This is a genomic window from Amycolatopsis sp. NPDC003676, assembly GCF_053587275.1.
Genome location: NZ_JBSFNS010000022.1, coordinates 17,948 through 41,813 on the forward strand (window position 1 = coordinate 17,948; position 23,866 = coordinate 41,813).

The window sequence follows — 23,866 nt, forward strand, 5'->3', positions numbered from 1 at the left end:
GCCGAGACGGGGCCTGCCCGGCTCGGCGTCCTGTGGAGGTTTCTGATGCGTGTTCTCGCTCTAGGCTGCACTCTCAAGCGTTCGCCGGACCGCTCGAGCAGCGACCTGATCGCCCGGCAGCTGCTCGACCTGTTCGCGCAGCGGGGAGCGACCGGCGAACTGGTCCGGGTGGCCGACCATGACGTGCGCCCCGGCATCGAAGCGGACATGGGGGACGGCGACGAGTGGCCGGAGATCCGGCGCAAGGTCGCGGCCGCGGACATCGTGCTGATCTCGACGCCGACCTGGGTCGGGCACATGTCGAGCATCGCGCAGCGGGTGGTGGAACGCCTGAACGCCGAACAGTCCGAGACGGACGACGAGGGCCGACCGGGGATGTTCGGCAAGGTCGGGGTCGTCGCGGTGGTCGGCAACGAGGACGGGGCGCACAAGATCACCGCGGATCTTTTCCAGTCGCTCAACGACATCGGCTTCACCATCCCGGCCCAGGGCGGCACGTACTGGAACGGGGAAGCGATGAACGGCGGCGACTACCAGGACCTGGACGAGACGCCGGAAGCGGTCGCCTCGGCGAACGCGACGCTGGTGCGGAACGCGGTGCATGTGGCGCAGGTGCTGGGGAAGCAGCAGTATCCGGCTTCGTGACGGGACAGGCCGGGCTGCCGGGCGGGCAGCGGCGCCGGTCTAAGTTCACGGCTTCGGTCGCGATGTCGAACGCGTCGGCGACCGGCCGCAGGAGGCAGCGGCGGATGGCGTCGGCGAGGTTGTCGGCCTGCCCGACCTGGAATCGCAGCCCGGATGTCCGGCACGAATGGCACCAGGCACGAACGGTCCGGCGAACTACCGCCGCTGCTCGGTCGACGTGCTGGAAGACGAAACCGGGCCGGACGCGGACCTCCGGATGCTCGCGTTCGAAGGAGTCCAGAAGCCTTCCCGCGTAAGCCTTTTCGCGCGGGAAGGCGGCACCTGGCCAGCCGTTCGCCGGTCACTCGTCGGTGAGGGCTCGTCCGGCCCGGGTACCTGCGGTGGCAGGGCCGGTCAATGCCGGTCCAGCTGCCGCAGCAGGCGGCGGACCGGCAGCGCCATCGCGCCCAGCCCGAGCGTCGCCGTCACCCCGTCCCGCGACGAGACCAGCCGGTCCTCGACCTGGCAGACCAGCGACCGGCAGCGCTCCAGATCCGGCTCCCGGCCGGGCACCGCGGCGACGCGCACGGCCGCGGCGAGTTCGCGCAGCAGGTCCGCGAGCGCGTCGCGCGCCTGCGGCCACGGGTAGACGAACGGCTCCCGCCCCTCCGACGTCGTGCGCACGGCCTCGACAAGCTGTTCGACCGGCGGCCACAGCGCGCCAAGCGTCCGAAGCGGACGGTCATGCTGAACGCCGGAGTGCCGGCTTCGTTTGCGCAGGTTCAAAAACCGGCCTTCCCGAGTCAGGCCGGAAGCGTCCTCGGCGGCGCGAGCGAGACTGCGCACGTCGCTGACCCGGCCGAGCCAGTCGTCCAGGTTCTCCGGCGGCTCGTCGCTGCGCACCAGTTCGGCGGTGTCTTCCAGCAGCCCGGCGAGCGCGGCGGCGAGCCGGTCGGCAGCGGCGGCGACGCGTTCTCCGTACAGCGGCGGGAAAATCAGCACGTTCACGGCCAACCCGATCGCGGCGCCGAGGGCGGTTTCCAGCAGCCGGTCGCCGAGCAGCTCCGAACTCCGGGCGGTCCCGTATGTCACCAGCAGCATCCCGGTCACCCCGACCCACACGCCGGATCCGCCGAACCTGCGCCACGAACCCAGCAGCAACCCGACGAAGACGACGACAGCCAGCGTCACCGTCTGCTCCGGCACCAGCTGCGATACTCCCGCCGCGAGCAGCACCCCGAGCGTCACCGAGCCGACCTGCTGCGCCCAGCCGAGCAAGCTCCGGTACACGGTCGCTTCCACCAGGAACACCGCGGCGTAGGGCGCGAGAAACGGTTGGGACAGCCCGAAAACCTGGGTCGCCAGCAGCCAGGCGGCCACCGCGGCGACGGTCGCCTTCGCGGCCTGCAGCGCGGTCCGCCGCTCGCTGCCGGGTACGCGGATCGCCCGGGCCGCCCAGCCCAGCGGCGTGCGATCGAGTCTCGGAGTCACGCGTGGACTGGCGCAGTGAGGCGGACGACCTTCGGCTGGGCCACCTCGTCGAGAAGCGTGGTCACTAGTTGCACCTCCTGGGCTTGGTGGCGCTGCAGGTGCAGGCCGAGGGCCCCGTCGTTAAGCCCGTTCCTCGCGGCTTCCGCTGAGCGCGATGACCAAGGCGACGAGCGCGGTCAGCCCGTGCAGCCAGTTGTCCGCCCAGTTCAGGTTCACCGGGTCGTCGCGTGCGGTGCTGAACGACGTCGCCAGTATCCCGTACGCGGTCAGCCCGGTGAACGCCACGAACAGCACCCAGCAATACGCGACGGCGCCGGAAAGCTTGCGCGCGGCCAAAAGCCCGAGCAGGCCGAGTGCCGTGTGGACGATGTTCAGCACCGTGCTGGAGCTGAACAGCCAGACGACGCGCGTTGTGTCGTGCCCGGCGTGGGCGGTCTCCGGGACGAAAAACCCGGCGACACCGAGGACCAGATAAATCAGCCCGAGCACGGCGACGACCGGACGGGCCCAGGAACGCGTGGTGACCGTCGGCATGGGAACTCCTTTCCGCTGCGGCCCGCGGCGGCTTCCCTCGCGGGTCACTCCTCGCGCAGCGATTTCGCGACGGAACCGCCCGCTTCGTCCGCCTGCTCGCCGGGGTCCGGATCCGCGCGGCGCTGCGGGAGATCCTCGTCCGGGGCCACGGCTCGGGCCGCTTCCGCCCGGGCGAGAGTCTCGTCGTCGGGCGGGTTTTGTGCCGGTTGGACGTCCGGCCGTTCCTCGGCGAGCCTGCGGCCGAGCGGTTCGCCTTCGCGCGCCTCGGCGGGCGTCGTGGCCTGCCGGGTCGCCGGGCTCCAGCGTTCGGCGGGTTCGACGCCGCCCTCCAGCGGGTCGACCCGCAGTTCGTCCTCGTCGAGTGCTTCGGACGGATCGAGCGTTTCGGGCTCAGCCGGATCGCTGTCGGCCATCGTGCTCCCTTCTCCGTGCAACGCTTTCGCGTCGGGTACCCGCGTGGAACGGGACAAAACGGCGTCAGGCGGCGGCGAGATCGCGGATCGCGGTCTGCGCTTTCTGGATTTCCTGCCCGACCAGGAGCGCGGTGAAGCGGGCGACTGAAATGCTGTGCGCCGCCGAGGCGACGGCGTCGCAGGCCTCCTGCGCGTCGGCCGCGCGATGCCGCACGCGCCCGGCGAGCAACGCGTCCTCGAGCTGCCCGCACAGGTCGGGGAGCAGTTCGGAAAGGTCGTCGGCGAGGAGGCTCAGCGAACCGAGCGTCCGGTACAGCTCCGCTGGGGATTCGTAGCCTCCGACACCGGCTTCGCGACGGAGCCGGCGCAACGCGATCTGCGCCTGTTCGGCCGGTGCGGGAGACGTCGCTGAATGGTCCATGGATCGCTGATACCCGGTGGTGGCACGGCTAACCGGACGGTTGCGGCCGGTCGCCGCGGGTATCCGGGGCCCATGAACGAGATCGTCGAACTGATCCGCAGGCGCGCTTGCCTCGCGGAGTCCCGCGACGCCGAACTTGTCGCCCACGCGGTGCTTCAGACGCTGTCCGAACGGATTTCCCCGGAAGCGGCGGCGAGCCTGGCCGCGCAGCTGCCGCCCGAACTGGCTGAAGACTTGAGCCCCGGCGGCGGCCCGGTCGAGGACGGTTTCGAGCTGACGGAATTCGTGGGGCGGATCGCCGAGCGCGCGGATTTGACGGAGCCGGAGTCCCTGCACCGGGCCGGAGTGGTGCTGGACGTGCTGAGCCGGGAGACGGTGCACGTCGCGGACGAGGTCTGGGACGTGCTGCCGGAACCGCTGCGGCAGCTGATCGAGGCGGAGCGCCTGCGAGTCGCGTGACTCAGGCGTTCCGCATCCGGGGCCGGTGCGGCTGGGCGTGGCCGCCCGGTTCGTTCGGAATGTCGCGGTCCACGTGGTCGGCGTGGTGCAGCGCCTGGGCCAGCAGCCCGCGGACGTGCTCGTCGGCCGCGGAGTAGTACACGAACGTCCCCTCGCGGCGGCCCTTGACCAGGCCCGCGAGCCGGAGCTTGGCCAGGTGCTGGCTGACCGCGGTCGGCGCGGCCCCGGCCAGTTCGGCGAGGCAGGCCACCGACGATTCTCCCTGCAGGAGCGCCCAGAGCACCTTGATCCGCGTCGGGTCCGACAGCAGGCGGAAGCTTTCCGCGGCTAAGTGGACCTGCTCGTCGGAGGGCATGTCGAAGTCCGGCAGGGAGGAGTGCATGACCCGATGCTACCGTCCCTGCTCGACTATCTGCGCATCTGCGCAGGTATGCTGACAGTCGAGCGGCCCTCCTCATGCGGTCGCGAGAGCTTCGAGGATTCCGGGAGTACCTGATGGCAGAGCCGCGCCGCGTCAGTCCGCAGCCGGAGCACGGCCACGGTCATGGACACGGGCACGGCCACGGTCATGGTCATGGTCACGAGACCTGGCGATCCCGCGTCAAGCACTTCCTCACCCCGCACAGCCACGACAGCGCCGACCGCCTCGACAACGCCCTCGAAACCAGCCGGCGCGGCATCCGGGCGCTGATCTGGTCATTCGCCGCCCTGTTCGGCACCGCGGTCATCCAGTTGGCCCTGGTAGCCGTCACCGGCTCGGTGGCCCTCCTGGGCGACACCATCCACAACTTCGCCGACGCCCTGACCGCCCTGCCGCTGGGCATCGCCTTCGCCCTCGGCCGCCGCGCCGCGACCCGCCGCTACACCTACGGCCTCGGCCGCGCCGAGGACCTGGCCGGAGTCGTCGTGGTGCTGATCATCGCCGGATCAGCCGCGCTGGCCGCCTACGAAGCGATCGACCGCCTGCTGCACCCGCACCCGGTGCAGCAGCTCTGGGTGCTCGCCGCGGCGGGCCTGGTCGGCTTCGCCGGAAACGAACTGGTCGCCCGGTACCGGATCACGGTCGGCCGCGAAATCGGCTCCGCCGCGCTGGTCGCCGACGGCCTGCACGCCCGCACCGACGGCTTCACCTCCCTAGCGGTAGTGCTGGGCGCGATCGGCGTCGCCCTGGGTTTCCCGGCAGCCGACCCGGTGATCGGATTGCTGATCACCGTCGCGATCCTGTTCGTCTTGCGTGACGCGGCCAAGGAAGTCTTCCGGCGGCTGATGGACGCCGTCGACCCGGCGACCGTCGAACTGGCCGAGCGGACAGCCGCGGCGGTGCCCGGAGTGGAGGGCGTCCGCGAGGTCCGGATGCGGTGGATCGGCCACAGCCTGCGCGCAGAACTCGCCGTCCAGGTCGCCAACACGCTCACCGTCGAGCAAGCGCACGAACTGGCGCACAACCTGGAACACCGCCTGATCGCCGCCGTGCCCCGGCTGACCGCGGCGGCAGTGCACGTCGAACCGGCTGTCGGCGCGGAGGCCGTTCACCTCGGCTGACTGTCCGCCTGAGCTGGCCGGAAAGTGTGACTACACAAGCGATTCGCCTCACCGGTATCGTTTGGCACGGTTGAAGTAGGGCTAGATCGGGGCGTGGAGGGCCAGTTCGAACGGGGTGAAGCCGCGACCGCGGTAGAAACTGAGCGCGGATTCGTTGGCCGCATAGGCCGTGACGCTGACCTGATTCGCGCCGGATTCTCTGGCCCACGCGAAGAATTCGTCCGCCAATGCCGTTCCGACGCCGGTTCCGCGGTGTGCGGGGTCGACGCGCATGCTCTCCAGCACCCCGACCACCGCTTCCGGCCGGAGCGGGTCGGCGCGGCGGATCCGGCCGATCAGGTGGCCGATCGCTGCGCCTGCGGCGGAGAGCGCCAGCAGGCACAGGGAATCGCTCCGGTGCACGAGGTCCGTGTAGTAGGCGGGGCCTTCGCGGTGTGGCCAGGTGCGGTCCATCCATGGATCGCGCTGCCCGCCGTCCTCGGCGAACAGGGCCGTGGCCGAGGCGACGAGCTGCGGAACGGATTCAGGCGTGGCGCGGACGACAGTGTTCATTCCGAGAACGGTAACCGCCGCGATTTATCTTGAAAATATCGAATTCCCGCGCGATAAATCGGCCCGCTGGCGGCACGTGCCAGGTTTGCGTCAGAACGGCGCGGACCCGCTTCGGAGCGGGTCGCGGGTCGTGAGGGGAACCCTGAGGGAATCAGATTCCCTCAGGGTTCCCCTCACGGCACTTTCGCAGCAGCCGAGCCGCGCGCTAGGCCGACCAGACCCGTTCCCCGCCGACCCAAGTCTCCCGGACCTGAACCCGATCCAACGCCTCCGGATCCGCCTCGAACGGGTCCTCCGCCAGCACCGCGAAATCGGCCAGGAAACCCGGCGCGAGCTGGCCCTTCGTGGTCTCCTCGCCAGAAGCGTAAGCCGACCCCGTCGTGTACACCCCCAGCGCGGCCTCGATGCTGATCCGCTGCGAAGGCCCGAACAACTCCCCGTCCGGAGCGCGGCGCGTCACGCAGCTGCGCAGCGCGTACAGCGGCGGGAACGGCCCGCACGGATGGTCGGACGAACCCGCCACGGCGACCCCGGCGTCGAGCATCGACCGGTGGGCGAACATCCGCTCGACGCGCTCCGCCCCGTAGTACTGGGTCAGCTTGTCCCCGTGCGCGGCGGCGTAGTTCGCGAACGGCACCGCGACCATGCCCTGGTCGCGCATGCGCTTCAGGATCTCGTCGTCGATGATCGAACAGTGTTCGATGCGGTGCCGAGGGTCTTGCCGCGGGTTGGCGGCTTGCGCCTGGTCGACGGCGTCCAGGACGCGGCGGATCGCGCGGTCGCCGTTGGCGTGCACGCAGACTCGCCACCCGGCGTCGTGCACGTGCCGGACGGTGTCGGCCAGCTGCGCGGCGGAGACCCGCTCGAGGCCGTAGCTGTCGGTGCCTTCGATGGGCTGTTCGACCAGGCAGGTTCCGCCGTTGACGGCACCGTCGGCGAAGGTCTTGACGCCGCCCAGGCGCAGCCGGGTTTCCGGAGTGACCGGGAAGGAGGGGAGGGCGCGGAAGTAGTCGAAGTGGTCGTAGGCGGCCAGGGCGTTCACGCGCAGCGTCAGCTGGTCCTGGTCGGCGAGGTGGCGGAGCATCTCCCATTCGGTGCGGCCCACGAGGGCGTCGCCGACCGAGGTGATGCCCGCGGCGTGCAGGTCGGCGGCGTGCCGGGTGAAGGCGGCGGCGAGGACCGCGGTGGACGGGTCCTTCACGATCGTCGGGCGCGGGGTGAAGGCCGGAAACGCCAGGTCGTAGAGGGCTTGGTCGTGGATGACGCCGTCGAGGCGGCCGGCGGCGTCGCGGCCGAGGTGGCCGCCGGGCGGGGGTTCGCTGGCGTCGGTCAGGCCGGCGAGGGCGAGGCCGGGGGAGTTGATGACGCCGGCGTGCAGCGTCACGTGCACGACCAGGACGGGGTGGTCCGGGCAGGCTTCGTCCAGCTCGGCGCGGGTGAGTTCGCGGCCGCCGTTGCTGCGGAACGCGTCGTAGCCGCAGCCGATGACCCATTCTCCGGACGGCGTCGCGGCGGCTCGTTCGCGGAGGGCGGCGGTGAGGTCGGCGGTCGAGCGGATCCGCGACGGCGAGAGGTCGACCTGCAGGGATTGGGCAGCGACGACGGTCGGGTGCTGGTGGGCGTCGTTGAAGCCGGGGATGACGGTGGCGTCGCCGAAATCGTGCAGCTGCGCCGAGGGGAACTCGCCGCGCAGGTCGGCGACGGTGCCGTGCGCGACGACCCGTTCGCCGCGCATCGCGAAGGCCGGAGGCTCGGCGCCGGCCATGGTCACGATGCGCCGGGCGGTGACGATCTGCACGGATTCCGGTGCGGACACGAGGTTCCCTCCAGGTTCGACGCGGGCTGCCGCGCGGCGCTGTGTCCACAAAGGACTGTGGCCACGGTGCCGCACCGCCGATTCTAGGGGCGGCGCGGGCCCGGGCGCATCGTCGAAGCGGGTTGCGGCAATCGGGTGATCTAGGTCCCAGCCGGGGGAACTCCGGAATGAGGACCGGCCCTTCGGCGGTGTATACGCTGGAAGCACAGGGCACCAGGCCCGGCTCCCGCGGCGGCAGGAGGCTCGCATGTCCGGCATCGGTGCGGCGAGGGCCGCGCTCACCGCCGCGGCCGAGCCGTGGGAGATCCAGGTCGGCCGCGACCTCGCCGACCGGCTCGACACCAAACCGCCTTCGCGCTGGTCCCGGCCAGGCGCGGCGGCCGAGGACCTCGCGGACCTGGTCGGCCCCGGCGAGGTGATGCTGGCCCCGTCGGCGACCCGGCCGTCGGGCGACGGCGTGGTGTGGACGCCGGAGCAGGCGCTGGGCGCGGGTTCGCGCGGAGTGGCGCTGTGGGTCGACGACCTGCCGTATCCGCGCATCGTCGGCGCGATCCCGTACCCGGAGCTGATCGCGGTCGAGCACGCGATGGCGGGCAAGCACTCCTGTCTGGTGCTAACCGGCGTCCGGACGACACTGGTTTTCCGCTACCGCTCGTGGGCGTGGCCCGCGGTGGCGGACCTCTTGACACACGTGCGGTCGCGCGCCCACCGGCCCGGCGCGGCGGAACCGGCGCACGCGGGGCCGCCTTCCCTTGGCTGGGACCGGCTTCCGGCGTCGCCGCTGGTGGCGCTCGGACATACCCGGCATACGCGCTACCTCGGCGCGGAACCGGAACTGCCGCGGCGCTGGCTGTGGCAGCAATCCCGGCCCGCGGCGTTCGTCGCGCTGACGCGGCAGGAGCTGGTGGTCGTGCGGCATGTGCTGGGGCGGCGGCCGTTGACGCACGGGGTGCAGTTGCTGGCGGTGGCGCGGGATCGGATCACCGGGCTGTCTGCGCGGGGTGACCGGCTGCGCATCGCGGCGTCGGCGAGCGGGTTCGATGTGGACCTTGGCGCGGAGTTGGCGGAGGAGGCGCGGTTGCGGTTCGGGCCGATGCTGCGTGCGGACGGTCGGCGGCGGGTGGTGCGGCGGGCGTCGAAGGCTGCTCCGCAAGCCTGATCCGCGAGCCGCCTTCAATCCGTTGAAGCCGCAAACGCTGGCGGATTCCCTCCCGCGCAACGGACTTCGCCCAGCCCCAGCGCCAGATCGGTGATTCTTCGACGCTGCCCGCGCCCGGGCGCGTGGAAGACTACCGTCCACTCCGGACTCTTCCCTTCCACCTGCGGCCGGACGAGGATCGGGCTGTCCGGCTCCGCCGAACGGCCCACACTCGTCCTTGACATATTGATGGGTCTTCATCACGATGAAGACGTGACCACAACGCTGATTCCCGGCAAGCTCACCGCCCTCGGCGGGATGATCCCGATCGACGGTCGGGTCAGCTGGGTGCCTTCGACGGCGGAGGGCTGGCAGCCGTCGAATTGCTATCTGCTCACCGAGCCGTCCGGGGCGCTGCTGGTCGATTCCGGGCTGGCCGTTCACCGCGAAGCGGTGCTCGACGGGTTGCGTTCCTCGCTCGGCGGGCTCGAGGAGCTCGCGGTCTTCTTCACTCGCGGCGAGATGGACTGTGTGTCCAATCTGGAGCCGATTTCCCGGGAATTCGACATCACCGCGCTCTTCACCGGCGGCGTCGTGAATCCCTTCGATGCTTTCGACGACGTCCACCGGATGCGTTACCAGGGACGGCGGCAGCAGATCGACACTCGCAGCGAGGGTGGGGATTCGATGCCCCGCGCGCCGCGGCTCGAGGTCGGCACCGGCGGGCGGGCGCTGGAGATCGAGTCCCCGTTGTTGCGGTTGCTGCCGACGTTTTGGGGCTGGGACGCGGAAACCGGCGCGATCTTCACTTCCGACGTGTTCACGCACGGGGTCGTCAGCGACCCGGCGGCGGCGCGCGTGATCGATCCGTCCACTGAGGACTCGACCACTGTGGACGATGTGGTCGGCCACCTCGTGGCGAAGTACGAATGGCTCCGCAAGGCGACCACCAACCGGCTGTGCGAATGGCTGGAGGACCGGTTTTCCACGCTGCAGCCGGAAATCATCGCGCCCGCGCGCGGTTGCGTGCTGCGCGGCCGCCCGGTTGTCGAACGCCATCTGCAGTTGATGCTCCAGGCTTTGAGGACGGTGGGCGCATGAGCAAGATCGAAGATCTCGACCTGGACGCGATGGCGCACGAGCTGAGCAGCGACCTGCCGCGGCTCGTCGCGGACGGCGTCACCTGGATCGGGGCCTGTCTTCCGTTCGAAGTGGACGGACGGCTCATCCACGGGCACAACTCGGCGTATCTGGTGCAGGGCACCGAAGGTTCGGTCCTGGTCGACACCGGCGCGCCGTCGAGCTGGTGGGCGATCGAGGAGGTGGTCGAGCGGGTGCTCGGCGGCCGCGATCTCACCCACTTGTTCGTGACGCATCCGGAATTGCCGCACACCGGCAATCTCCCGCGATTCGTCGAGAAATACCCGGACATTCAGGTGATCGGCGACGTCCGGGATTACCACCTGTTCTATCCCGAGGTCGTGCCGAACCTGCGCGCCACCCGGCCCGGCGATCGGTTCGATCTCGGCGGCGGGCACGAATTCCTGGTGGTGGAAGCCATGATCCGAGATCTGCCGAACACGCAGTGGGGCTACGCGCCGCGCGCGAAAAGCCTCTTCACCGCGGACGGCTTCTGTTACATGCACCGGCCGGAGCTTGACGACGAGGACCCGGCGCACCTGCCGGGCGAATGCGGGCTCACGACCGGCGAACTGCGCCAGCCGATCGCCGTGGAGAACGCCGCGTTCTTCACCGGCAGCGCACTGTATTTCTCCCGTTTCGTCGACGACGCCGACGAACGGTACGCGGGGGTCGCCGACCTCGCCCGGGAACTGGGCGCGGAACTGGTGTGCCCCACGCACGGCAACGTCATCACCGACCTGCTCGACGTGCTGCCGATCGTCCGCGCCGGGCACAAACAGGCCTACCGCGCCTGAAATCCCGGTCGCGCAACCGCCGTGAGGGGAACCTTCACGGACTCTTCTCCGGGCGCTTTTCCCGGACCCCCTCACCCCTGATCGCGCTCGTCAGCAAGGAGCGAACAAATGAGGCCTGTGCACGGTGCGGCCGCGGGAGCGGTCCTGCTCCTGGCCGCCGGGATCACCGCCTGCGGCGGCGGAGCCCAGCAAGCGAGCGGCGGCCGCCACGTCGTGATGGCGGTCCAGAGCCTGCCCGACACGCTCACCATCGCCCCGTGGGGCGGGGCGGCGTCGCAGCTCGTCCTTTCCGGGCTGGGTTCCCAGCTCGCGACCTACAAACAGGGCGACACCGCCAACGGCTGCGGTTCCACGCCGGACGGCGTGACCGGGCTGATCGCCGATTCGATCGAGGTGAACTCAGCGCACACGGCGATCACGGTGAAACTGCGCTCGCTCAAAAGCCAGACCGGAAACACGCTGTCCGCGGACGACGTCAAATGGTCGTTCGAGACCTACGGGTTCAAAGCGCAGCCGGTGTTGAAGAAGACCTTCGAGATCGCCGGTTATGACACGTCGAACCTGGTGTCTGTGGTCGACCCGCACACCATTTCGCTGAACGTCAAGAAGTGGAATTCCTACACCGAGGAAATGCTGCAGAACCCGCTGGCGTACGTGTACGACAGCACCGAGGCGAAGAAACACACCACTGGCGCGGACCCGATCGGCCACGACTGGCTGGCCAAGAACATCGCCGACTACAGCGGCTGGAAACTCGACTCCTTCACGCCCGGACAGGCGCTCAGCGTGTCCACAGTGGCCGGTTACGGCGGGCAGAAACCGGGCATCGACTCGCTTTCCGTGCAGGCGGTGCCGACCGACGCGACCCGGAGCCAGATCGTCACCTCCGGTCAGGCGCAGGTCGCCAGCGGGTTCCAGTACGACCAGTACAAGGCGCTGTCCACGAAACCGAACGTCAAGGTGCACGACTGTCCTGGGCTGAACATGGACAACCTGATGCTGTCGGCCCAGAAGCCGCCGCTTAACGACGTGCGGGTGCGGCAGGCGATTTCGATGGCCATCGACCGTCAGCAAATCGTCACCGGCGCCTATTTCGGGTACGCGAAGGCCGCGAAATCGTCGTTCAACGCCACTTTCAACGTCGGCGCGTTCGGCGACGCCTACAGTTTCGACGCGGCCAAGGCGAAAGCCATGCTGGCGGAAGCGGGCTACCCCAACGGTTTCGACCTGACCCTGACCTACAGCCCGACCCGCCCGGGTCCGGTCTCGCAGCGCACCGCGGTGCTCGTGCAGTCGATGCTGAAGAACGTCGGCATCAACGTCACGCTGCGGCCGATGGCCAGCCCGACCGACTTCTCCACCGCCGTCCTCAGCGGCACCTACCAAGCCGTTCTGTACGGCGAACCGGTCGTCATCGCCGACCCGGCGTACCTGGCCTGGATCAAATTCTCCAACTCTCCCAACAACACCACCGGATTCTCCGACCCGACCTACGACGGCGTGCGGCAGCAGCTCGCGGCGACTCCGGTCGACCAGACCGCCAAGCGCACCGGCCTGCTCAAGCAGCTGGCCCAGATCGGCGACACCCAGACACCGGTGATCGAGCTGGTCGAAACGCCCAACCTGGTCGTCACGGCAGGCGGCGAAAAGACCGCGGCGCCGCTGCCGAACGGGCCGATCCGCTGGTCCGGCATCGCGGGTTGACGGCTTCCCGCGCCCGGTTCCGGGTCATTCCCGGAGCCGGGCGCGGGCCACGAAATACAAGGGGACTGAGCACATGATCGAAATCTGCGGCAAACAAGTCCGCGACACCCTGGAAGAATTGCTCGATCCGGCCGTGAACGCGCTGCTCGTCATCGACATGCAGCAGGGCGCGGTCGCGAAGGGCGGCACCATCGGCGAGGACCACGACCTGTCCATGATGAGCGGCGTCTCCGGACGCTGCGGCCAGGCGATCGCGGCGGCCCGCGAGAACGGCGTCCCGGTTTTCCATGTCCGCGTGGAAAACCTGCCGGACGCACAAAGCTCGCCTCCGGCGTGGCTGCGGTCGCTGTACACGATCGCCAACGGACGTTCGGTGGACCTGGGAAGGCTCAGCCTCGCGGGCGATCCGGCGACCGACTTCTGTGCTGATTGCCAGCCGGAACCGGGCGAAGCGGTGGTCACCAAACGGCGGCCGAGCGCGTTCATCAGCACCGAACTCGAATTGCTGTTGCGCAGTCAGGGAATCGATTCGGTGGCCGTCATCGGCATTTCGACCGGCGGCTGCGTCGAAGCGACCTTGCGGGACGCGACGCACCACGACTTTTACGCCGTGCTCGTCGAGGATTGCGTTGGCGCGTACGACACCGAGGTGCACAACGCGGCGATGACCGTGATGCGCGCCCGGCACGACACCTGCACGCTCGAAGAAGCGATCGCCGCGTGGAAGTCGGGCGCGCGCCGCCGGGTGGCGTCGTGAGCGAGCGCGATCTGATCGGCTACGGCGAGCACCCGCCGGCGGTGCCGTGGCCGGGCGGCGCGAAGGTCGCCGTCTCGGTGGTGCTGAACTACGAAGAGGGCGCGGAAAGCTCCATCGCGCACGGCGACGAGGCCGACGAGGACATCTCCGTCTTCGGCGGCTGGAGCAGTCCGCCCGAGCGGCGCAGCATGATGAAGGAATCGTTCTTCGAATACGGCAGCCGCGCAGGGGTCTGGCGGTTGCTCGGCATTCTGCGCGAATTCGAGGTGCCGTCCACGGTTTTCGCCTGCGGCATGGCGCTGGAACGCAATCCGCAGGTCGCCGAGGCGCTGATCCGCGAAGGGCACGAGGTTGCCTGCCACGGTTATCGCTGGCAGGGCACGGTCGGGATGCCCGAGGAGGACGAGCGCGAGGAGATCCGCCGCGCCCGCGAGTCAGTCGAGAAGACCACCGGCGTCCGGCCGGTCGGGTTCTACCTGCGCGACGGCATCACCGAAAAGACGCGGGAGATCCTGGTCGAGGAAGGATTCCGCTACGACTCCAACGCCTATTGCGACGACCTGCCGTATTTCGTGCCTGCGGGCGAATCAGAACACCTGATCGTTCCTTATGCGGGCGACACCAACGACGCGCGGTTCTGGGGTCCCGGCAGCCTCGGTACCGCAGACGACTTCGTCGCGGTGCTGTCGGACAGTCTCGATATGTTGCTGCACGAGGGAAACACCGTGCCGAAGCTGATGTCGGTCGGCCTGCACTGCCGGATCGGCGGACGGCCGGGCGTCGCGATCGCGCTGCGGCGGTTCCTGCAGTACGCGCTCGCGCAGGAGGGCGTCTGGTTCGCCACCCGCGCGGACATCGCGCAGTGGTGGATCGACCACGCGCCGCGGGGTGCCCGGTGACGCTCGATCTCAGCCGCCTGGTGCACAGCGTCGCGCAGCAGGGGTTCACCGAACTCGACAAGACCGGGTTGCGCGGGCAGCGCGACGAGGGCCTGGTCTGCCCGCTGATCAACCCGCAGCTGAGCGGATCGGACGACCTGAACGTGAGCTGGGGCCGGATCCGGCCCGGGCAGCACCACCTGCGCCACCACCATCCGGACGCCTCGGAGTTCTACGTCGTGGTCGGCGGCGAACCGCTGATCCACCTCGGCGACCAGAACTTCCGCGCGCGGCCGGGCGACGCCGTCTACATCCCGAAGTCCGTGGTCCACGGTCTCACCAACGACACCGACCAGGACGTCGACCTGGTCGTCGGCATGAGCGTCGCGGAGAACTGGACTTTCATCCCTGACGAGTAGGAGGCGATCCCCATGGGAGCCAAACCCACCTATCTGCTGCACGACGGCGAACTCGTGCCTTACGCCGACGCCCAGCTCCACGTCCTTTCGACCTCGACCAAGTACGGCGTCGGCGTCTTCGAGGGCTTCCGCGCGTACTTCGACGACGAGGCCGGCGAGCTGTACGCGTTCCGCGTGGCCGACCACATGCGCCGCCTGGTCGCGTCGATGCGGGTCGTCGGGATCGACGGACCCGAGGACGTCGACCGGCTCGAGGAGCAGCTGCTCGGCCTGATCCGGGCCAACGACCTGCACGAGGACCTGCACATGCGGGCGCAGGTGTTCGTGGATTCGCCGGACGGCAAACCGGACGACACCGGGCCCGCGACGGTGTTCATGGCCGCGATCCCGATGGGCCGGTACTTCGACCGGCCCGGCCTGAACGTCCAGATTTCCAGCTGGGCAAGGATTTCCGACCGGTCGATGCCGCCGCGGGTCAAGTCGATCGCGAACTACCAGAACGGGCGGCTCGCGCTGCTTGAGGCGCGCCGCAACGGATACGACGCCGCGCTTCTGCCCACTGTGGACGGTCACGTGTCGGAAGGCGCGGGCTACAACGTCTTCATGGTCCGCGACGGCAAGCTCTGCACTCCGCCGGTCACCGAGAGCATCCTCGAAGGCATCACGCGCGATTCGGTGCTGCAGCTGGCGCGGACCGAGCTGGGCATCGACGTCACCGAACGGCCGATCGACCGCACCGAGTTGTACTCCGCCGAAGAGGTGTTCGTCTGCGGCAGCGCGGCCGAGGTGAGCCCGGTCAGCTCGGTCGACCGGATCCCGGTCGCCGACGGCGAGCCCGGCGAGCTGACCCGGGCGCTGCAGGACCTCTACCGGCGCGCGGTCCGCAATCGCGTCGCCGCCGACCGCGGCTGGGCGCAGCCGGTGTACGCGCCCGCCGCGGTGGCCAGGTGACCCGACGGGTCGGTGTCCTGACGGCGGCGCCGGACCGCCTGCTGATCAGCCAGATCGCGCAGGCGGGACTCGGCTTCGTCGTCCTCGATGCCGAGCAGACCGCGCTTACCGCCGATCGGTGCGCGGACGTCGTGCTGGCCCTCGCTGGCAGCGGCGTCGACGTGTCCGTGCGGGTGCCGGATCTGTCACCGCAGACGCTCGTCACGTATGCCAACACCGGCGTGGCGGAGCTGCTGTTGCCGCAGGTGCGGACACTCGCGGAGGTCGAAGCCGCTCGTCGGGCGACGCGCTTTTCGCCAGAGGGAAATCGATCTCGGCAGGTTTCACCGGCCAGTAGGTACGGCACGGATTTCAGCGGTGCGCCAAGGATTGCGGTACTGGTGGAGACCGTCGACGCTGTTGAACAGGCGGCTGCCTTCGCCAAGTCCGGGCTGGTCGACGCGGCGTGGTTCGGGCCGACCGATCTGGCGGACGACTTGAAGGTCAACCGGCCGGAGTTGGTGTCTCAGCTGCCTGAGCTGATCGACGAGGCGCTCGGCGTGTTCCGCGAGCACGGGGTCCCGGTCGGGCTGCCCGCGGCGGACGCGGCCGGGGTTGCCGCTGCCTTCGCACGCGGTGCGGACGCGTGCTCGGTGTATTGGGAGAAGTGCCTGCTCAGCGTGCTGGGCGGGCTTGCCGCGGGGGCAGACGGATGACGATGGTCGTCAGTGCGGAACGGGTCGAGCAGGAGTTCGGCGCGGACATCCCGCCGCGATGCGAGGTGCCGGAGCACGAACGGTTCGTCCTGGGAACTCGCAGCCTCCACACCGACGGCGGCTTCGACCGGTCGCGCGATTACACCGACCTGTCCATCCCGCTGACCGGCCCCGTTCGGCTTCCCGGAGTCCGCGCGGGCGACCGGATCCGCGTCGATCTCCACGGCATCGACATCGCCGACCGAGGCGCGCTGGTGACCCTGCCCGGGCGCGGAGCAGTCAGCGGATTGGGGACGTCCGGGCATTCGGTGCCGATCAAGGACGGCTACGTCGAATTCGGCGACGGCGTCCGGATTCCGGTGCGTCCGATGGTCGGCAAGATCGGCGTCGGGGTCCCCGGTGAGGCCCCCGGCAGCAGCACCGTCGGCGTCCACGGCGGCAACCTCGACTGCAAGGAACTCACCGCGGGCGCGTCGATCTTCCTGACCGCGCAAACCGACGGTGCCGCGCTGTACGCGGGCGATCTGCACGCCTGCCAGGGCGACGGCGAATCGTCGCTGACCGGCGTCGAGGTCGAAGGCGCGATCACGCTGTCCTGGCACCACGCGCGGCCGACCGGTTCCGACCGTCCGCTGGTGCTCAGCGCGGACGGCAGGCTGCTGACCATCGGCGACGGCGACACGCTGGCCGAGGCCGTCCAGACGGCGCTCGACGACCTGCTCGCGCTGACCGTCGACGCGTTCGGCTGGACCCGCGAGCGCGCGGCGATGTTCCTGAGCATCGCCGCGGACGTCGGCATCTGCCAGCTCGTCAACGCCCGGCTGTCGGCCAAAGCGGCGGTGGACGTCGCGCATTTCGCAGGCACGCCGCACGCGTCCTGGCTGACGCGTGCCCAACCGTAGCGGAGGAAACCATGCTCGATCTCATCGTGCGCAACGGCACCGTGGTGACCCCGGCCGGGGTCGAACACGTCGACATCGCGGTGGCTGACGGAATCATCGTCGGGCTTTCCCAGTCGGGGCACGGCGAACCGCCGGAAGCGGCGCGGACCATCGACGCCGCCGGGCTGCTCGTCGTCCCCGGCGGCATCGACCCGCACGTCCACACCAACTCCGTGCTGCCGACCGCCGCGGAATCCGGCATCAAATGCTTCGGTCCGGACCGCGTGAGCGAGGGCGCGGTGCACGGCGGCACCACCACGCTCATCGACTTCGCGCACTGGAAGCCGGGGGAGGAGCTGTGGCAGTCGTTCGAGCGCAAGGGCAAGGAATGGTCCGGCAGTTCGTACACCGACTACGCGCTGCACGGCACCTTCGCCCAGCCGGAGATCCCGTTCGAGGTCCTCGACCAGGTGCCCGAGGTCGTCGCGGCCGGGCACGGCAGTTTCAAGGTCTGGATGACGAACACGACGCCCACGCGGCCGAAGCAGAAGACAGACGTCGGGCACATCTGGGCGTTGATGGAGAAGACCGCCGAGGCCGGCGCGATGCTGTGCGTGCACGGCGAGGACGACGACATCGTCATGTACGCGTACAAGCGGCTGCAGCGTGAGCAGAAGACTGCGGTGCCGTACATGCCGGACGCGCACAACGCGCTGTCCGAACAGCTTTCGTTCCAGCGCGTCATTACGCTCGCTCGGCATGTCGGTGCGCCGATCTACCTGATGCACGTCAGCGCGGCCGAAGGCATCGAGGCGATCCGTGAGGCGCGCGGGCGGGAACAGCCGGTGTACGGCGAAGTTTTGCCGCACTACGCGTATTACACCGCCGAGGACTACAAGCGTGAGAACGGCGTCATCTACCACACCTATCCGTCGCTGAAGTCCGCCGCGGACCGGGACGCGATGTGGCACTCGCTGGTCGCGGGCACGCTCAGCACGCTGGCGACCGACGGCGTGTGCACCGACCTGGACGTGAAGACGCGCGGGCAGACGATCCTCGACGCCACCGGCGGCCATGCCGGCGTGGAGGTCCGGATGGCGGTCGCGTACACCGAAGCCGTGGTGCGGCGGGGACTTCCGCTGAACCGGTTCGTGGACTTCACGTCGGCCAACGCGGCGAAGATCATGGGCCTGTACCCGCACAAGGGCGCGATCGCGGTCGGCAGCGACGCGGATCTCGCGCTGATGGAAACGGGTCTGGAGTGGAAGATCACCGCGGCTGACCTGCACGAAGCGGATTACACGCCGTGGGATGGCTACGAGGCGGCGGCCCGGAACCGGCTGACTGTGCTGCGCGGGCAGATCCTGGTCGAGGACGGCGCGCTGCGCTCCCCGTCTCCGGGCGGGCGGTTGCTGAAGCAGTCGCTGTCGTCGGACGTGGCGAGCCGTCCGGCCTGCTGACCCTGCTCCGGAGAAAGGCGCGGCCCGGGTCGCGCCTTTTTCTCGTGGGCTTGTCACAAACTCGGGGCTCGACGGCCAGGCCTAATCCCCGAGGAGAAATGAGCTTGTTCCGCCCGGCTCGACGAAGCGGACTACACGCCGTGGGATGGCTACGAGGCGGCGGCGCGGAACCGGCTGACTGTGCTGCGCGGGCAGATCCTGGTCGAGGACGGTGCGCTGCGGTCCCCGTCTCCGGGCGGGCGGTTGCTGAAGCAGTCGCTGTCGTCGGACGTGGCGAGCCGTCCGGCCTGCTGACCCTGCTCTTGAGAAAGGCGCGGCCCGGGTCGCGTCTTTTTCTCGTGGGCTTGTCACAAACTCGGGGCTTGTCCGGTCTTAGCCGACGACCTGGCCTACTCCCCGAGGAGAATCCATGAGCTTGGCCCCTTCCGTCCGTCTCGACGAGGCGGTCCCTTCGCGGTACGCGCTGAAGGTCGGCGACATCGACGTGCTGGTGATCAGCGACGGCGTGCTGCCGATCACCGCCGAAACGCTGGCCACCAACGCCGACCGGGCCGATCTGGCGGCGTGGCTGCGCGAAATGTTCCTGCCGCCGGAGATGATCGACTGGCCGCTGAACGTCGCCGTGGTCCGCAGCGGCGGCCGGACAGTGCTGATCGATTCCGGACTGGGCACCGAATTCCCCGGCTTCCCGCGCGCCGGCCAACTGGCGATGCGCCTCGTCGCGGCCGGGATCGACCCGTCTTCGGTGACCGACGTCGTGCTCACTCACTTGCACATGGACCACATCGGCGGCTTGCTCGTCGAGGGTCTTCGTGGTCGTCTGCGCGAGGACGTGCAGGTCCATCTGGCGTCGGCGGAGGCCGAGTTCTGGCAGGCTCCCGATTTCTCGCGGACCGTGATGCCGGAACCGATCCCGGAGGTGCTGCGCACGACGGCCACCCGGTTCTTGGACGTGTACCGCGGCCAGTTGCGTCCATTCGAGACGGAACACGAGGTGGCGCCGGGAGTGCGGATCTGCCGTACCGGCGGGCACACTCCCGGCCACAGCATCGTCCGGCTGGAGTCCGGCGGGGATCGGCTGACCTTCGCTGGTGATGCGGTGTTCCAGCCTGGGTTCGACAATCCTGATTGGTACAACGGGTTCGAGCACGATCCCGAGGAGTCGGCGCGGGTGCGGATTCAGCTGTTGAAGGAACTCGCGGCGAGTGGCGAGCAGCTGGTGGCCACGCATCTGCCGTTCCCGTCGGTCTGCCATGTGGCGGTGGCGGGGAACGCGTTCCGGTTCGTGCCTACGGTGTGGGATTACTGATCAGGCTGCGGCTGGTTTGAGGGCTTTGCCCCGGGTGCGGGCTTTGCTGCGCACCCGGGGATCCATCAGCATCGTCACGATGTCGAGGATCAAGTACGCGCCCAGCGTCGCCGTCCCGAGCACCAGCACAAACCCCTGGATCACCGGGATGTCGCCCTTCAGCACGCCGTCCAGCGACCATCCGCCGATCCCGGGCCACGCGAACACGCTTTCCAAGATCGCAGCCCCGCTTAGTGAAGCACCGAACAGGATCACCAGATATGTCAACAGCGACCGCCTGATATCCGCCATCGCGTAGCGGTACACGCGGAACTCGCTCAACCCGCACGCCCGCGCAAACTCCACCTGTGCGCTCCGCAGCGATTGGCTCAACCCAGTGCGCACAGTCTTCGCGAAGTAAGCCGCGAAGAAGATCCCGAGCGTCAGGATCGGCAGCGCCGCGTGAGAGAAGATCGAGCCGAGCGTCGGCCACGAGCCGGACAGCAGGGCGTCCAGTGTCACCGAACCGGTTTGGACCGGCGGGACCGGCGCGGTTGGGTCGACCATGCCTAGCGGGGCGGGGGCCAGGTGCAGGAGCTGGTAGAAGACGTAGACCAGCACGAGCCCGAGCGCGAATTCCGGCACCGCGAGGATCAGCGACGACGCCCAGCTCAGCCCGCGGTCCGCGGGGCGGCCGCGCAGGTACGCGGCGGCGGTGCCCATCGCGGTGCCGAGGACGACCGCCAGCAGCAGGCCGGGCACCAGGATCACCAGGGTGTTCGGCAGCCGGGTGAGCAGTTCGTGGGTGATCGGCGCGCCGGTGAAGTACGACGTGCCGAGGTCGCCGTGCAGCACCTGGACCAGGTAGTCCCAGAAGCGCACCGGCAGCGGTTTGTCGAGGCCGAGTTGCTGGTGGACGTGCGCGATCTGATCGGGCGTGGCCGCGTCGCCGAGCATGGTGACGGCGGGGTCGCCGGGGATCATCGACACGAGGCCGAAGCTCAGCGCGATCAGCAGGACGAGCATTCCGACACCGGCCGCCAGCCGGCGGAGCACGAATACGATCATGCGTGCGCTTCCTTTGCTTCAATGCCGAGATCTTGGCCCGCGTGCAGGCAAGCCACCTCGTGCGCGGCGGCGACCGGACGCAGCGGAACTTCGGTGGTCGCGCATTCGTCGGTCGCAATAGGACAGCGGCCGACGAGAGCGCAGCCGACGCGGTGTTCGGTCGGCTTCGGCGGGTCTCCGGCGAGCGGCAGGTGCGGCAGCCGGTGTCCCGGGTCGACCGGCAGCGCCGCGGACAGCAACGCCTTGGTGTAGGGATGCTGCGGGTGCGCGAGCACGGACTCGGTGGGGCCGATTTCCACGATCCGGCCGAGATACATCACCGCGGTCCGCGAGCACAGCCGCCGGACGGTGTGGATGTCGTGGGAGATGAACAGAAAGGTCAATCCGCGGTCGTGTTGCAACCGGGCGAGCAGTTGCAGTACCTCGGCGCGGACGGTGAGGTCCAAAGAGGACGTCGGCTCGTCCAGCACCACGAACCGCGGCCCGGTGACGAGCGCGCGGGCGATGCCGACGCGTTGCTGCTGGCCGCCGCTGAGGTCGGCCGGGCGGCGGTCGTAGTGCTCCTCGGACAGGCCGACGTCGGCGAGAGTGTCCAGGACGCGTTGCCGCCGTTCGGCCTTGGTGCCGGACTTTCCGTTGACCAGCAATGGTTCTTCGACGATCGCGCCGACCTTCAACCGCGGGTTGAGCGAGGCGAACGGCTCCTGGAACACGATCTGGAAGTCGCGGCGGCTGCGGCGCAGCTCGGCACCGCGCAGGCTGGTCAGTTCGCGGCCGTCGAGCGTGACGGTGCCGCGGTCGGCGTCGAGCAGGCGCACGAGCAGCCTGCCCAAAGTGGACTTCCCGGACCCGCTTTCGCCGATCAGCCCGAGGGTTTCGCCCTCGGCGACGGCCAAGTCGACTCCGTCGACGGCGCAGACCTGGCTGCCGCCGGGGCCGGGGAACGTGCGCCGCAGGTCTTCAGCGACTAGTACCGGCACTGGTGGTCACCTCGATCGAAAGCGGGTGGTGGCACCCGAAGCCGTGGCCCGGGTCCGTCACGGTGAGCGGGGGACGTTCCTCGGCGCACACGCCGTCGGCGCGCGGGCAGCGGTGGGCGAAGTTGCAGCCCGGCGCGGTTTCCCGCTTCGCCGGGGCGGATTTCGGGGCGGCGGTGCGGATGTCGGTGGTCGCCGCGTCGAGCAGCGTGCGGGTGTAGGGGTGGCGCGGATCGCCGAACACCGTCGCGACGTCGCCGACTTCCACGACCCGCCCGGAGTACATCACCACGACGCGGTCGCAGTAATTGGCCACGACGCCGAGATCGTGCGTCACCAGCAGCATCGACCGCTGGCTTTCCCGGACCAGGCCGCGGATCAGGTCGAGCACCTGCCGCTGCACGGTCAGGTCGAGCGCGGTCGTCGGCTCGTCGGCGATGAGCAGTCGCGGGCCGAGGCTGAGCGCCAGCGCGATCACGGTGCGCTGCGCCATGCCGCCGCTGAGTTCGTGCGGGAAACCGTCGAGAGTCCGCGCCGGATCGGGAATTCCGGTGGAGGCGAGCAATTCGAGCGCACGGGTGCGGATTTCACTGCGGCTCGCGCGTTCGTGCGCCCGGATGACGTTCTCGAACTGCTTGCCGATCCGCAGCACGGGATTCAAGGCGTCGAAGGGGCTTTGCGCCACGAAACCGATCTCGCGACCGCGGATCCGACGCAGTTCTTTCGGTGCTGCCTGATGCAGTTCGCGGCCGTTGAACACGACGCTTCCGCCAGTGATCCGCGCGGGTTTGTGCAGCTGGATCACCGACCGGACGGTAGTGGACTTGCCGGACCCGGATTCGCCGACCACGCCGACGATCTCGTTGTCCCGCACGGAGAACGACACGTCGTCGAGCACGCGGAACGCGCCGCCGGGAACCGGGAACTCGACTTCCAGGCCCTGGACTGACAGCAATTCGCTCATGCTTTCGCCCCTCCTTCGACGCGGTTCTCGAACCAGTCGGCGATGACGGTCAGGGACGAGACGACGAGGAAGATCGCGACCGTCGGGAAAATCGCGGCCCACCATTGTCCTTCGACCAGCATCGACGCGCCGTCGTGGATCATCGAACCCCACGTCGGCTGCGGCGGGTGCACGCCGACGCCGAGGAAGTTCAGCGCCGCGATCACGCCGATCGCGTTGGCAGCGGCCAAAATCGCCTGTACCAGCACGACGCCGTACGCGTTGCGGAACACGTGGTTGAACGCGACCCGCAGCGGGGAACAGCCGATCGCCACCGCCGCTTCCACGAACCGGGCCTGCCGCAGCGCCACCGCCTCGGCGCGGGTCAGCCGGGCGAAGCGCGGGATGTTGACGACCGCGATCGCGCCGATGACGTCGAGCAGTCCGCCGCCGAGCAGCTGGATGGCGACCACGGCGAGGACGATGACCGGCAGCGCGGAAAACGCGTCGACCACGCGCATGCACGCCTCGCCGATCCGGCCGGTCGTGGTGAACAGTCCGATCGGGACGCCGATCGCGAGCGACAGCAGGGACCCGAACACCGCGATCGGCAGATCGCTCGCGGCGGCGGTGATGGTGCGGGAGAAGACGTCGAACCCGCTGATGTCGACGCCGAACGGATGCGTCGCGCTCGGGGCGGCGGCGATCGCCGACACGTCCGGCACCGTGGCGCTGCGGGGGAGCGGCACGAACGCCGCGACGACCCACAGGCCGGCGAGGAAGGCGAGCGCGGCGAGCACGCCCGCGTTGCGGAACCGGCGTCCGGACCGCCGTCGCGCGGACCGGACCCGGCCGGTGCCGACGGCCGCCGCGGTCATGCCGGACCTTCACTATGCATTGGGTCACTGTTACATAGTG

General features: G+C 69.3%; 26 protein-coding genes. 15 read left to right on the forward strand and 11 right to left on the reverse strand.

Annotated features, from left to right (window positions below):
• Positions 1-45: 45 nt before the first annotated feature.
• Positions 46-645 (forward strand): flavodoxin family protein, encoded by a 600-nt coding sequence (locus ACWDNU_RS16210; protein WP_449669402.1) that lies wholly within the window; start codon positions 46-48, stop codon positions 643-645.
• Between the two features lie 393 nt (positions 646-1,038).
• Here the strand turns inward: ACWDNU_RS16210 and ACWDNU_RS16215 are convergent, their stop codons facing one another.
• From ACWDNU_RS16215 to ACWDNU_RS16230, 4 genes are all read right to left on the reverse strand, one after another.
• A complete protein-coding gene (locus ACWDNU_RS16215) occupies positions 1,039-2,115 on the reverse strand; it encodes an FUSC family protein (protein WP_449669403.1) in 1,077 nt (358 codons plus the stop codon).
• A gap of 120 nt (positions 2,116-2,235) precedes the next feature.
• Positions 2,236-2,649: a DUF4383 domain-containing protein gene (locus ACWDNU_RS16220; RefSeq protein WP_449669404.1), complete on the reverse strand. Its 414-nt coding sequence runs from the start codon at positions 2,647-2,649 to the stop codon at positions 2,236-2,238.
• Positions 2,650-2,693: 44 nt separating this feature from the next.
• Positions 2,694-3,062, reverse strand: a complete 369-nt coding sequence (locus ACWDNU_RS16225; RefSeq protein WP_370940479.1) for a hypothetical protein — start codon at positions 3,060-3,062, stop codon at positions 2,694-2,696.
• Between the two features lie 64 nt (positions 3,063-3,126).
• On the reverse strand, positions 3,127-3,483 hold the full coding sequence (locus ACWDNU_RS16230; protein WP_449669405.1) for a hypothetical protein: 357 nt from the start codon (positions 3,481-3,483) through the stop codon (positions 3,127-3,129).
• A gap of 72 nt (positions 3,484-3,555) precedes the next feature.
• On the opposite strand from ACWDNU_RS16230, the gene ACWDNU_RS16235 reads away from it, so the two are divergent.
• Entirely contained in the window at positions 3,556-3,942 is a 387-nt protein-coding gene (locus ACWDNU_RS16235; protein WP_449669406.1) for a DUF2267 domain-containing protein, read from the forward strand.
• 1 nt (position 3,943) lies between these two features.
• Here ACWDNU_RS16235 and ACWDNU_RS16240 read toward each other — a convergent pair whose 3' ends face one another.
• On the reverse strand, positions 3,944-4,324 hold the full coding sequence (locus tag ACWDNU_RS16240) for an ArsR/SmtB family transcription factor (protein ID WP_449669407.1): 381 nt from the start codon (positions 4,322-4,324) through the stop codon (positions 3,944-3,946).
• Between the two features lie 113 nt (positions 4,325-4,437).
• On the opposite strand from ACWDNU_RS16240, the gene ACWDNU_RS16245 reads away from it, so the two are divergent.
• Entirely contained in the window at positions 4,438-5,484 is a 1,047-nt protein-coding gene (locus ACWDNU_RS16245) for a cation diffusion facilitator family transporter (RefSeq protein ID WP_449669408.1), read from the forward strand.
• A gap of 81 nt (positions 5,485-5,565) precedes the next feature.
• On the opposite strand, the gene ACWDNU_RS16250 is transcribed toward ACWDNU_RS16245, so the two are convergent.
• Positions 5,566-6,036 carry a GNAT family N-acetyltransferase gene (locus ACWDNU_RS16250; protein WP_449669409.1) on the reverse strand — a complete coding sequence of 157 codons (471 nt, stop codon included), beginning with the start codon at positions 6,034-6,036 and terminating at the stop codon, positions 5,566-5,568.
• Between the two features lie 205 nt (positions 6,037-6,241).
• Complete coding sequence (locus ACWDNU_RS16255; protein ID WP_449669410.1) at positions 6,242-7,852, reverse strand: amidohydrolase; 1,611 nt, start codon at positions 7,850-7,852, stop codon at positions 6,242-6,244.
• 247 nt (positions 7,853-8,099) lie between these two features.
• Here ACWDNU_RS16255 and ACWDNU_RS16260 point away from each other — a divergent pair, with 247 nt between their 5' ends.
• From ACWDNU_RS16260 to ACWDNU_RS16315, 12 genes are all read left to right on the forward strand, one after another.
• Positions 8,100-9,011: a hypothetical protein gene (locus ACWDNU_RS16260; protein ID WP_449669411.1), complete on the forward strand. Its 912-nt coding sequence runs from the start codon at positions 8,100-8,102 to the stop codon at positions 9,009-9,011.
• A 252-nt stretch (positions 9,012-9,263) separates the two neighbouring features.
• Entirely contained in the window at positions 9,264-10,091 is an 828-nt protein-coding gene (locus ACWDNU_RS16265; RefSeq protein ID WP_449669412.1) for a hypothetical protein, read from the forward strand.
• Positions 10,088-10,927: an MBL fold metallo-hydrolase gene (locus ACWDNU_RS16270; RefSeq protein WP_449669413.1), complete on the forward strand. Its 840-nt coding sequence runs from the start codon at positions 10,088-10,090 to the stop codon at positions 10,925-10,927. Before ACWDNU_RS16265 ends, ACWDNU_RS16270 begins: the two co-directional genes overlap by 4 nt.
• A 108-nt stretch (positions 10,928-11,035) precedes the next feature.
• Positions 11,036-12,631: an ABC transporter substrate-binding protein gene (locus ACWDNU_RS16275; RefSeq protein ID WP_449669414.1), complete on the forward strand. Its 1,596-nt coding sequence runs from the start codon at positions 11,036-11,038 to the stop codon at positions 12,629-12,631.
• Positions 12,632-12,704: 73 nt separating this feature from the next.
• The gene (locus ACWDNU_RS16280; protein ID WP_449669415.1) at positions 12,705-13,388 is read left to right on the forward strand and encodes a cysteine hydrolase family protein; all 684 of its coding nucleotides are present in this window, start codon (positions 12,705-12,707) and stop codon (positions 13,386-13,388) included.
• Positions 13,385-14,287, forward strand: a complete 903-nt coding sequence (locus ACWDNU_RS16285; protein ID WP_344272490.1) for a polysaccharide deacetylase family protein — start codon at positions 13,385-13,387, stop codon at positions 14,285-14,287. The genes ACWDNU_RS16280 and ACWDNU_RS16285 overlap by 4 nt, the downstream gene beginning before the upstream one ends.
• Complete coding sequence (locus ACWDNU_RS16290) at positions 14,284-14,685, forward strand: cupin domain-containing protein (RefSeq protein WP_344272493.1); 402 nt, start codon at positions 14,284-14,286, stop codon at positions 14,683-14,685. The genes ACWDNU_RS16285 and ACWDNU_RS16290 overlap by 4 nt, the downstream gene beginning before the upstream one ends.
• Positions 14,686-14,697: 12 nt before the next feature.
• Entirely contained in the window at positions 14,698-15,636 is a 939-nt protein-coding gene (locus ACWDNU_RS16295; RefSeq protein WP_370937971.1) for a branched-chain amino acid transaminase, read from the forward strand.
• On the forward strand, positions 15,633-16,331 hold the full coding sequence (locus ACWDNU_RS16300; protein WP_449669416.1) for an aldolase/citrate lyase family protein: 699 nt from the start codon (positions 15,633-15,635) through the stop codon (positions 16,329-16,331). The genes ACWDNU_RS16295 and ACWDNU_RS16300 overlap by 4 nt, the downstream gene beginning before the upstream one ends.
• Positions 16,328-17,233 carry an acetamidase/formamidase family protein gene (locus ACWDNU_RS16305; protein ID WP_449669417.1) on the forward strand — a complete coding sequence of 302 codons (906 nt, stop codon included), beginning with the start codon at positions 16,328-16,330 and terminating at the stop codon, positions 17,231-17,233. The genes ACWDNU_RS16300 and ACWDNU_RS16305 overlap by 4 nt, the downstream gene beginning before the upstream one ends.
• Positions 17,234-17,244: 11 nt before the next feature.
• Positions 17,245-18,672: a dihydroorotase gene (locus ACWDNU_RS16310; protein WP_449669418.1), complete on the forward strand. Its 1,428-nt coding sequence runs from the start codon at positions 17,245-17,247 to the stop codon at positions 18,670-18,672.
• A gap of 409 nt (positions 18,673-19,081) precedes the next feature.
• Positions 19,082-19,981 (forward strand): MBL fold metallo-hydrolase, encoded by a 900-nt coding sequence (locus ACWDNU_RS16315; protein WP_449669419.1) that lies wholly within the window; start codon positions 19,082-19,084, stop codon positions 19,979-19,981.
• Here ACWDNU_RS16315 and ACWDNU_RS16320 read toward each other — a convergent pair whose 3' ends face one another.
• The 4 genes from ACWDNU_RS16320 to ACWDNU_RS16335 are packed head-to-tail and all read right to left on the reverse strand — an operon-like array spanning position 19,982 to position 23,826.
• Positions 19,982-21,028, reverse strand: coding sequence for an ABC transporter permease (locus tag ACWDNU_RS16320; RefSeq protein ID WP_449669420.1), 1,047 nt, complete (start codon positions 21,026-21,028; stop codon positions 19,982-19,984).
• Positions 21,025-22,008, reverse strand: a complete 984-nt coding sequence (locus ACWDNU_RS16325; protein WP_449669421.1) for an ABC transporter ATP-binding protein — start codon at positions 22,006-22,008, stop codon at positions 21,025-21,027. Before ACWDNU_RS16325 ends, ACWDNU_RS16320 begins: the two co-directional genes overlap by 4 nt.
• A complete protein-coding gene (locus ACWDNU_RS16330; protein WP_449669422.1) occupies positions 21,989-22,969 on the reverse strand; it encodes an ABC transporter ATP-binding protein in 981 nt (326 codons plus the stop codon). The genes ACWDNU_RS16325 and ACWDNU_RS16330 overlap by 20 nt, the downstream gene beginning before the upstream one ends.
• The gene (locus ACWDNU_RS16335) at positions 22,966-23,826 is read right to left on the reverse strand and encodes an ABC transporter permease (RefSeq protein ID WP_449669423.1); all 861 of its coding nucleotides are present in this window, start codon (positions 23,824-23,826) and stop codon (positions 22,966-22,968) included. Before ACWDNU_RS16335 ends, ACWDNU_RS16330 begins: the two co-directional genes overlap by 4 nt.
• Positions 23,827-23,866 lie beyond the last annotated feature (40 nt).

Coding starts and splice junctions, on each gene's coding strand:
- ACWDNU_RS16315 (WP_449669419.1), top strand. CDS start 19,082: ATGAGCTTGGCCCCTTCCGTCCGTCTCGACGAGGCGGTCCCTTCGCGG.
- ACWDNU_RS16320 (WP_449669420.1), bottom strand. CDS start 21,028: ATGATCGTATTCGTGCTCCGCCGGCTGGCGGCCGGTGTCGGAATGCTC.
- ACWDNU_RS16225 (WP_370940479.1), bottom strand. CDS start 3,062: ATGGCCGACAGCGATCCGGCTGAGCCCGAAACGCTCGATCCGTCCGAA.
- ACWDNU_RS16250 (WP_449669409.1), bottom strand. CDS start 6,036: ATGAACACTGTCGTCCGCGCCACGCCTGAATCCGTTCCGCAGCTCGTC.
- ACWDNU_RS16210 (WP_449669402.1), top strand. CDS start 46: ATGCGTGTTCTCGCTCTAGGCTGCACTCTCAAGCGTTCGCCGGACCGC.
- ACWDNU_RS16330 (WP_449669422.1), bottom strand. CDS start 22,969: ATGAGCGAATTGCTGTCAGTCCAGGGCCTGGAAGTCGAGTTCCCGGTT.
- ACWDNU_RS16230 (WP_449669405.1), bottom strand. CDS start 3,483: ATGGACCATTCAGCGACGTCTCCCGCACCGGCCGAACAGGCGCAGATC.
- ACWDNU_RS16260 (WP_449669411.1), top strand. CDS start 8,100: ATGTCCGGCATCGGTGCGGCGAGGGCCGCGCTCACCGCCGCGGCCGAG.
- ACWDNU_RS16245 (WP_449669408.1), top strand. CDS start 4,438: ATGGCAGAGCCGCGCCGCGTCAGTCCGCAGCCGGAGCACGGCCACGGT.
- ACWDNU_RS16280 (WP_449669415.1), top strand. CDS start 12,705: ATGATCGAAATCTGCGGCAAACAAGTCCGCGACACCCTGGAAGAATTG.
- ACWDNU_RS16270 (WP_449669413.1), top strand. CDS start 10,088: ATGAGCAAGATCGAAGATCTCGACCTGGACGCGATGGCGCACGAGCTG.
- ACWDNU_RS16310 (WP_449669418.1), top strand. CDS start 17,245: ATGCTCGATCTCATCGTGCGCAACGGCACCGTGGTGACCCCGGCCGGG.
- ACWDNU_RS16295 (WP_370937971.1), top strand. CDS start 14,698: ATGGGAGCCAAACCCACCTATCTGCTGCACGACGGCGAACTCGTGCCT.
- ACWDNU_RS16335 (WP_449669423.1), bottom strand. CDS start 23,826: ATGACCGCGGCGGCCGTCGGCACCGGCCGGGTCCGGTCCGCGCGACGG.
- ACWDNU_RS16235 (WP_449669406.1), top strand. CDS start 3,556: ATGAACGAGATCGTCGAACTGATCCGCAGGCGCGCTTGCCTCGCGGAG.
- ACWDNU_RS16275 (WP_449669414.1), top strand. CDS start 11,036: ATGAGGCCTGTGCACGGTGCGGCCGCGGGAGCGGTCCTGCTCCTGGCC.
- ACWDNU_RS16220 (WP_449669404.1), bottom strand. CDS start 2,649: ATGCCGACGGTCACCACGCGTTCCTGGGCCCGTCCGGTCGTCGCCGTG.
- ACWDNU_RS16240 (WP_449669407.1), bottom strand. CDS start 4,324: ATGCACTCCTCCCTGCCGGACTTCGACATGCCCTCCGACGAGCAGGTC.
- ACWDNU_RS16305 (WP_449669417.1), top strand. CDS start 16,328: ATGACGATGGTCGTCAGTGCGGAACGGGTCGAGCAGGAGTTCGGCGCG.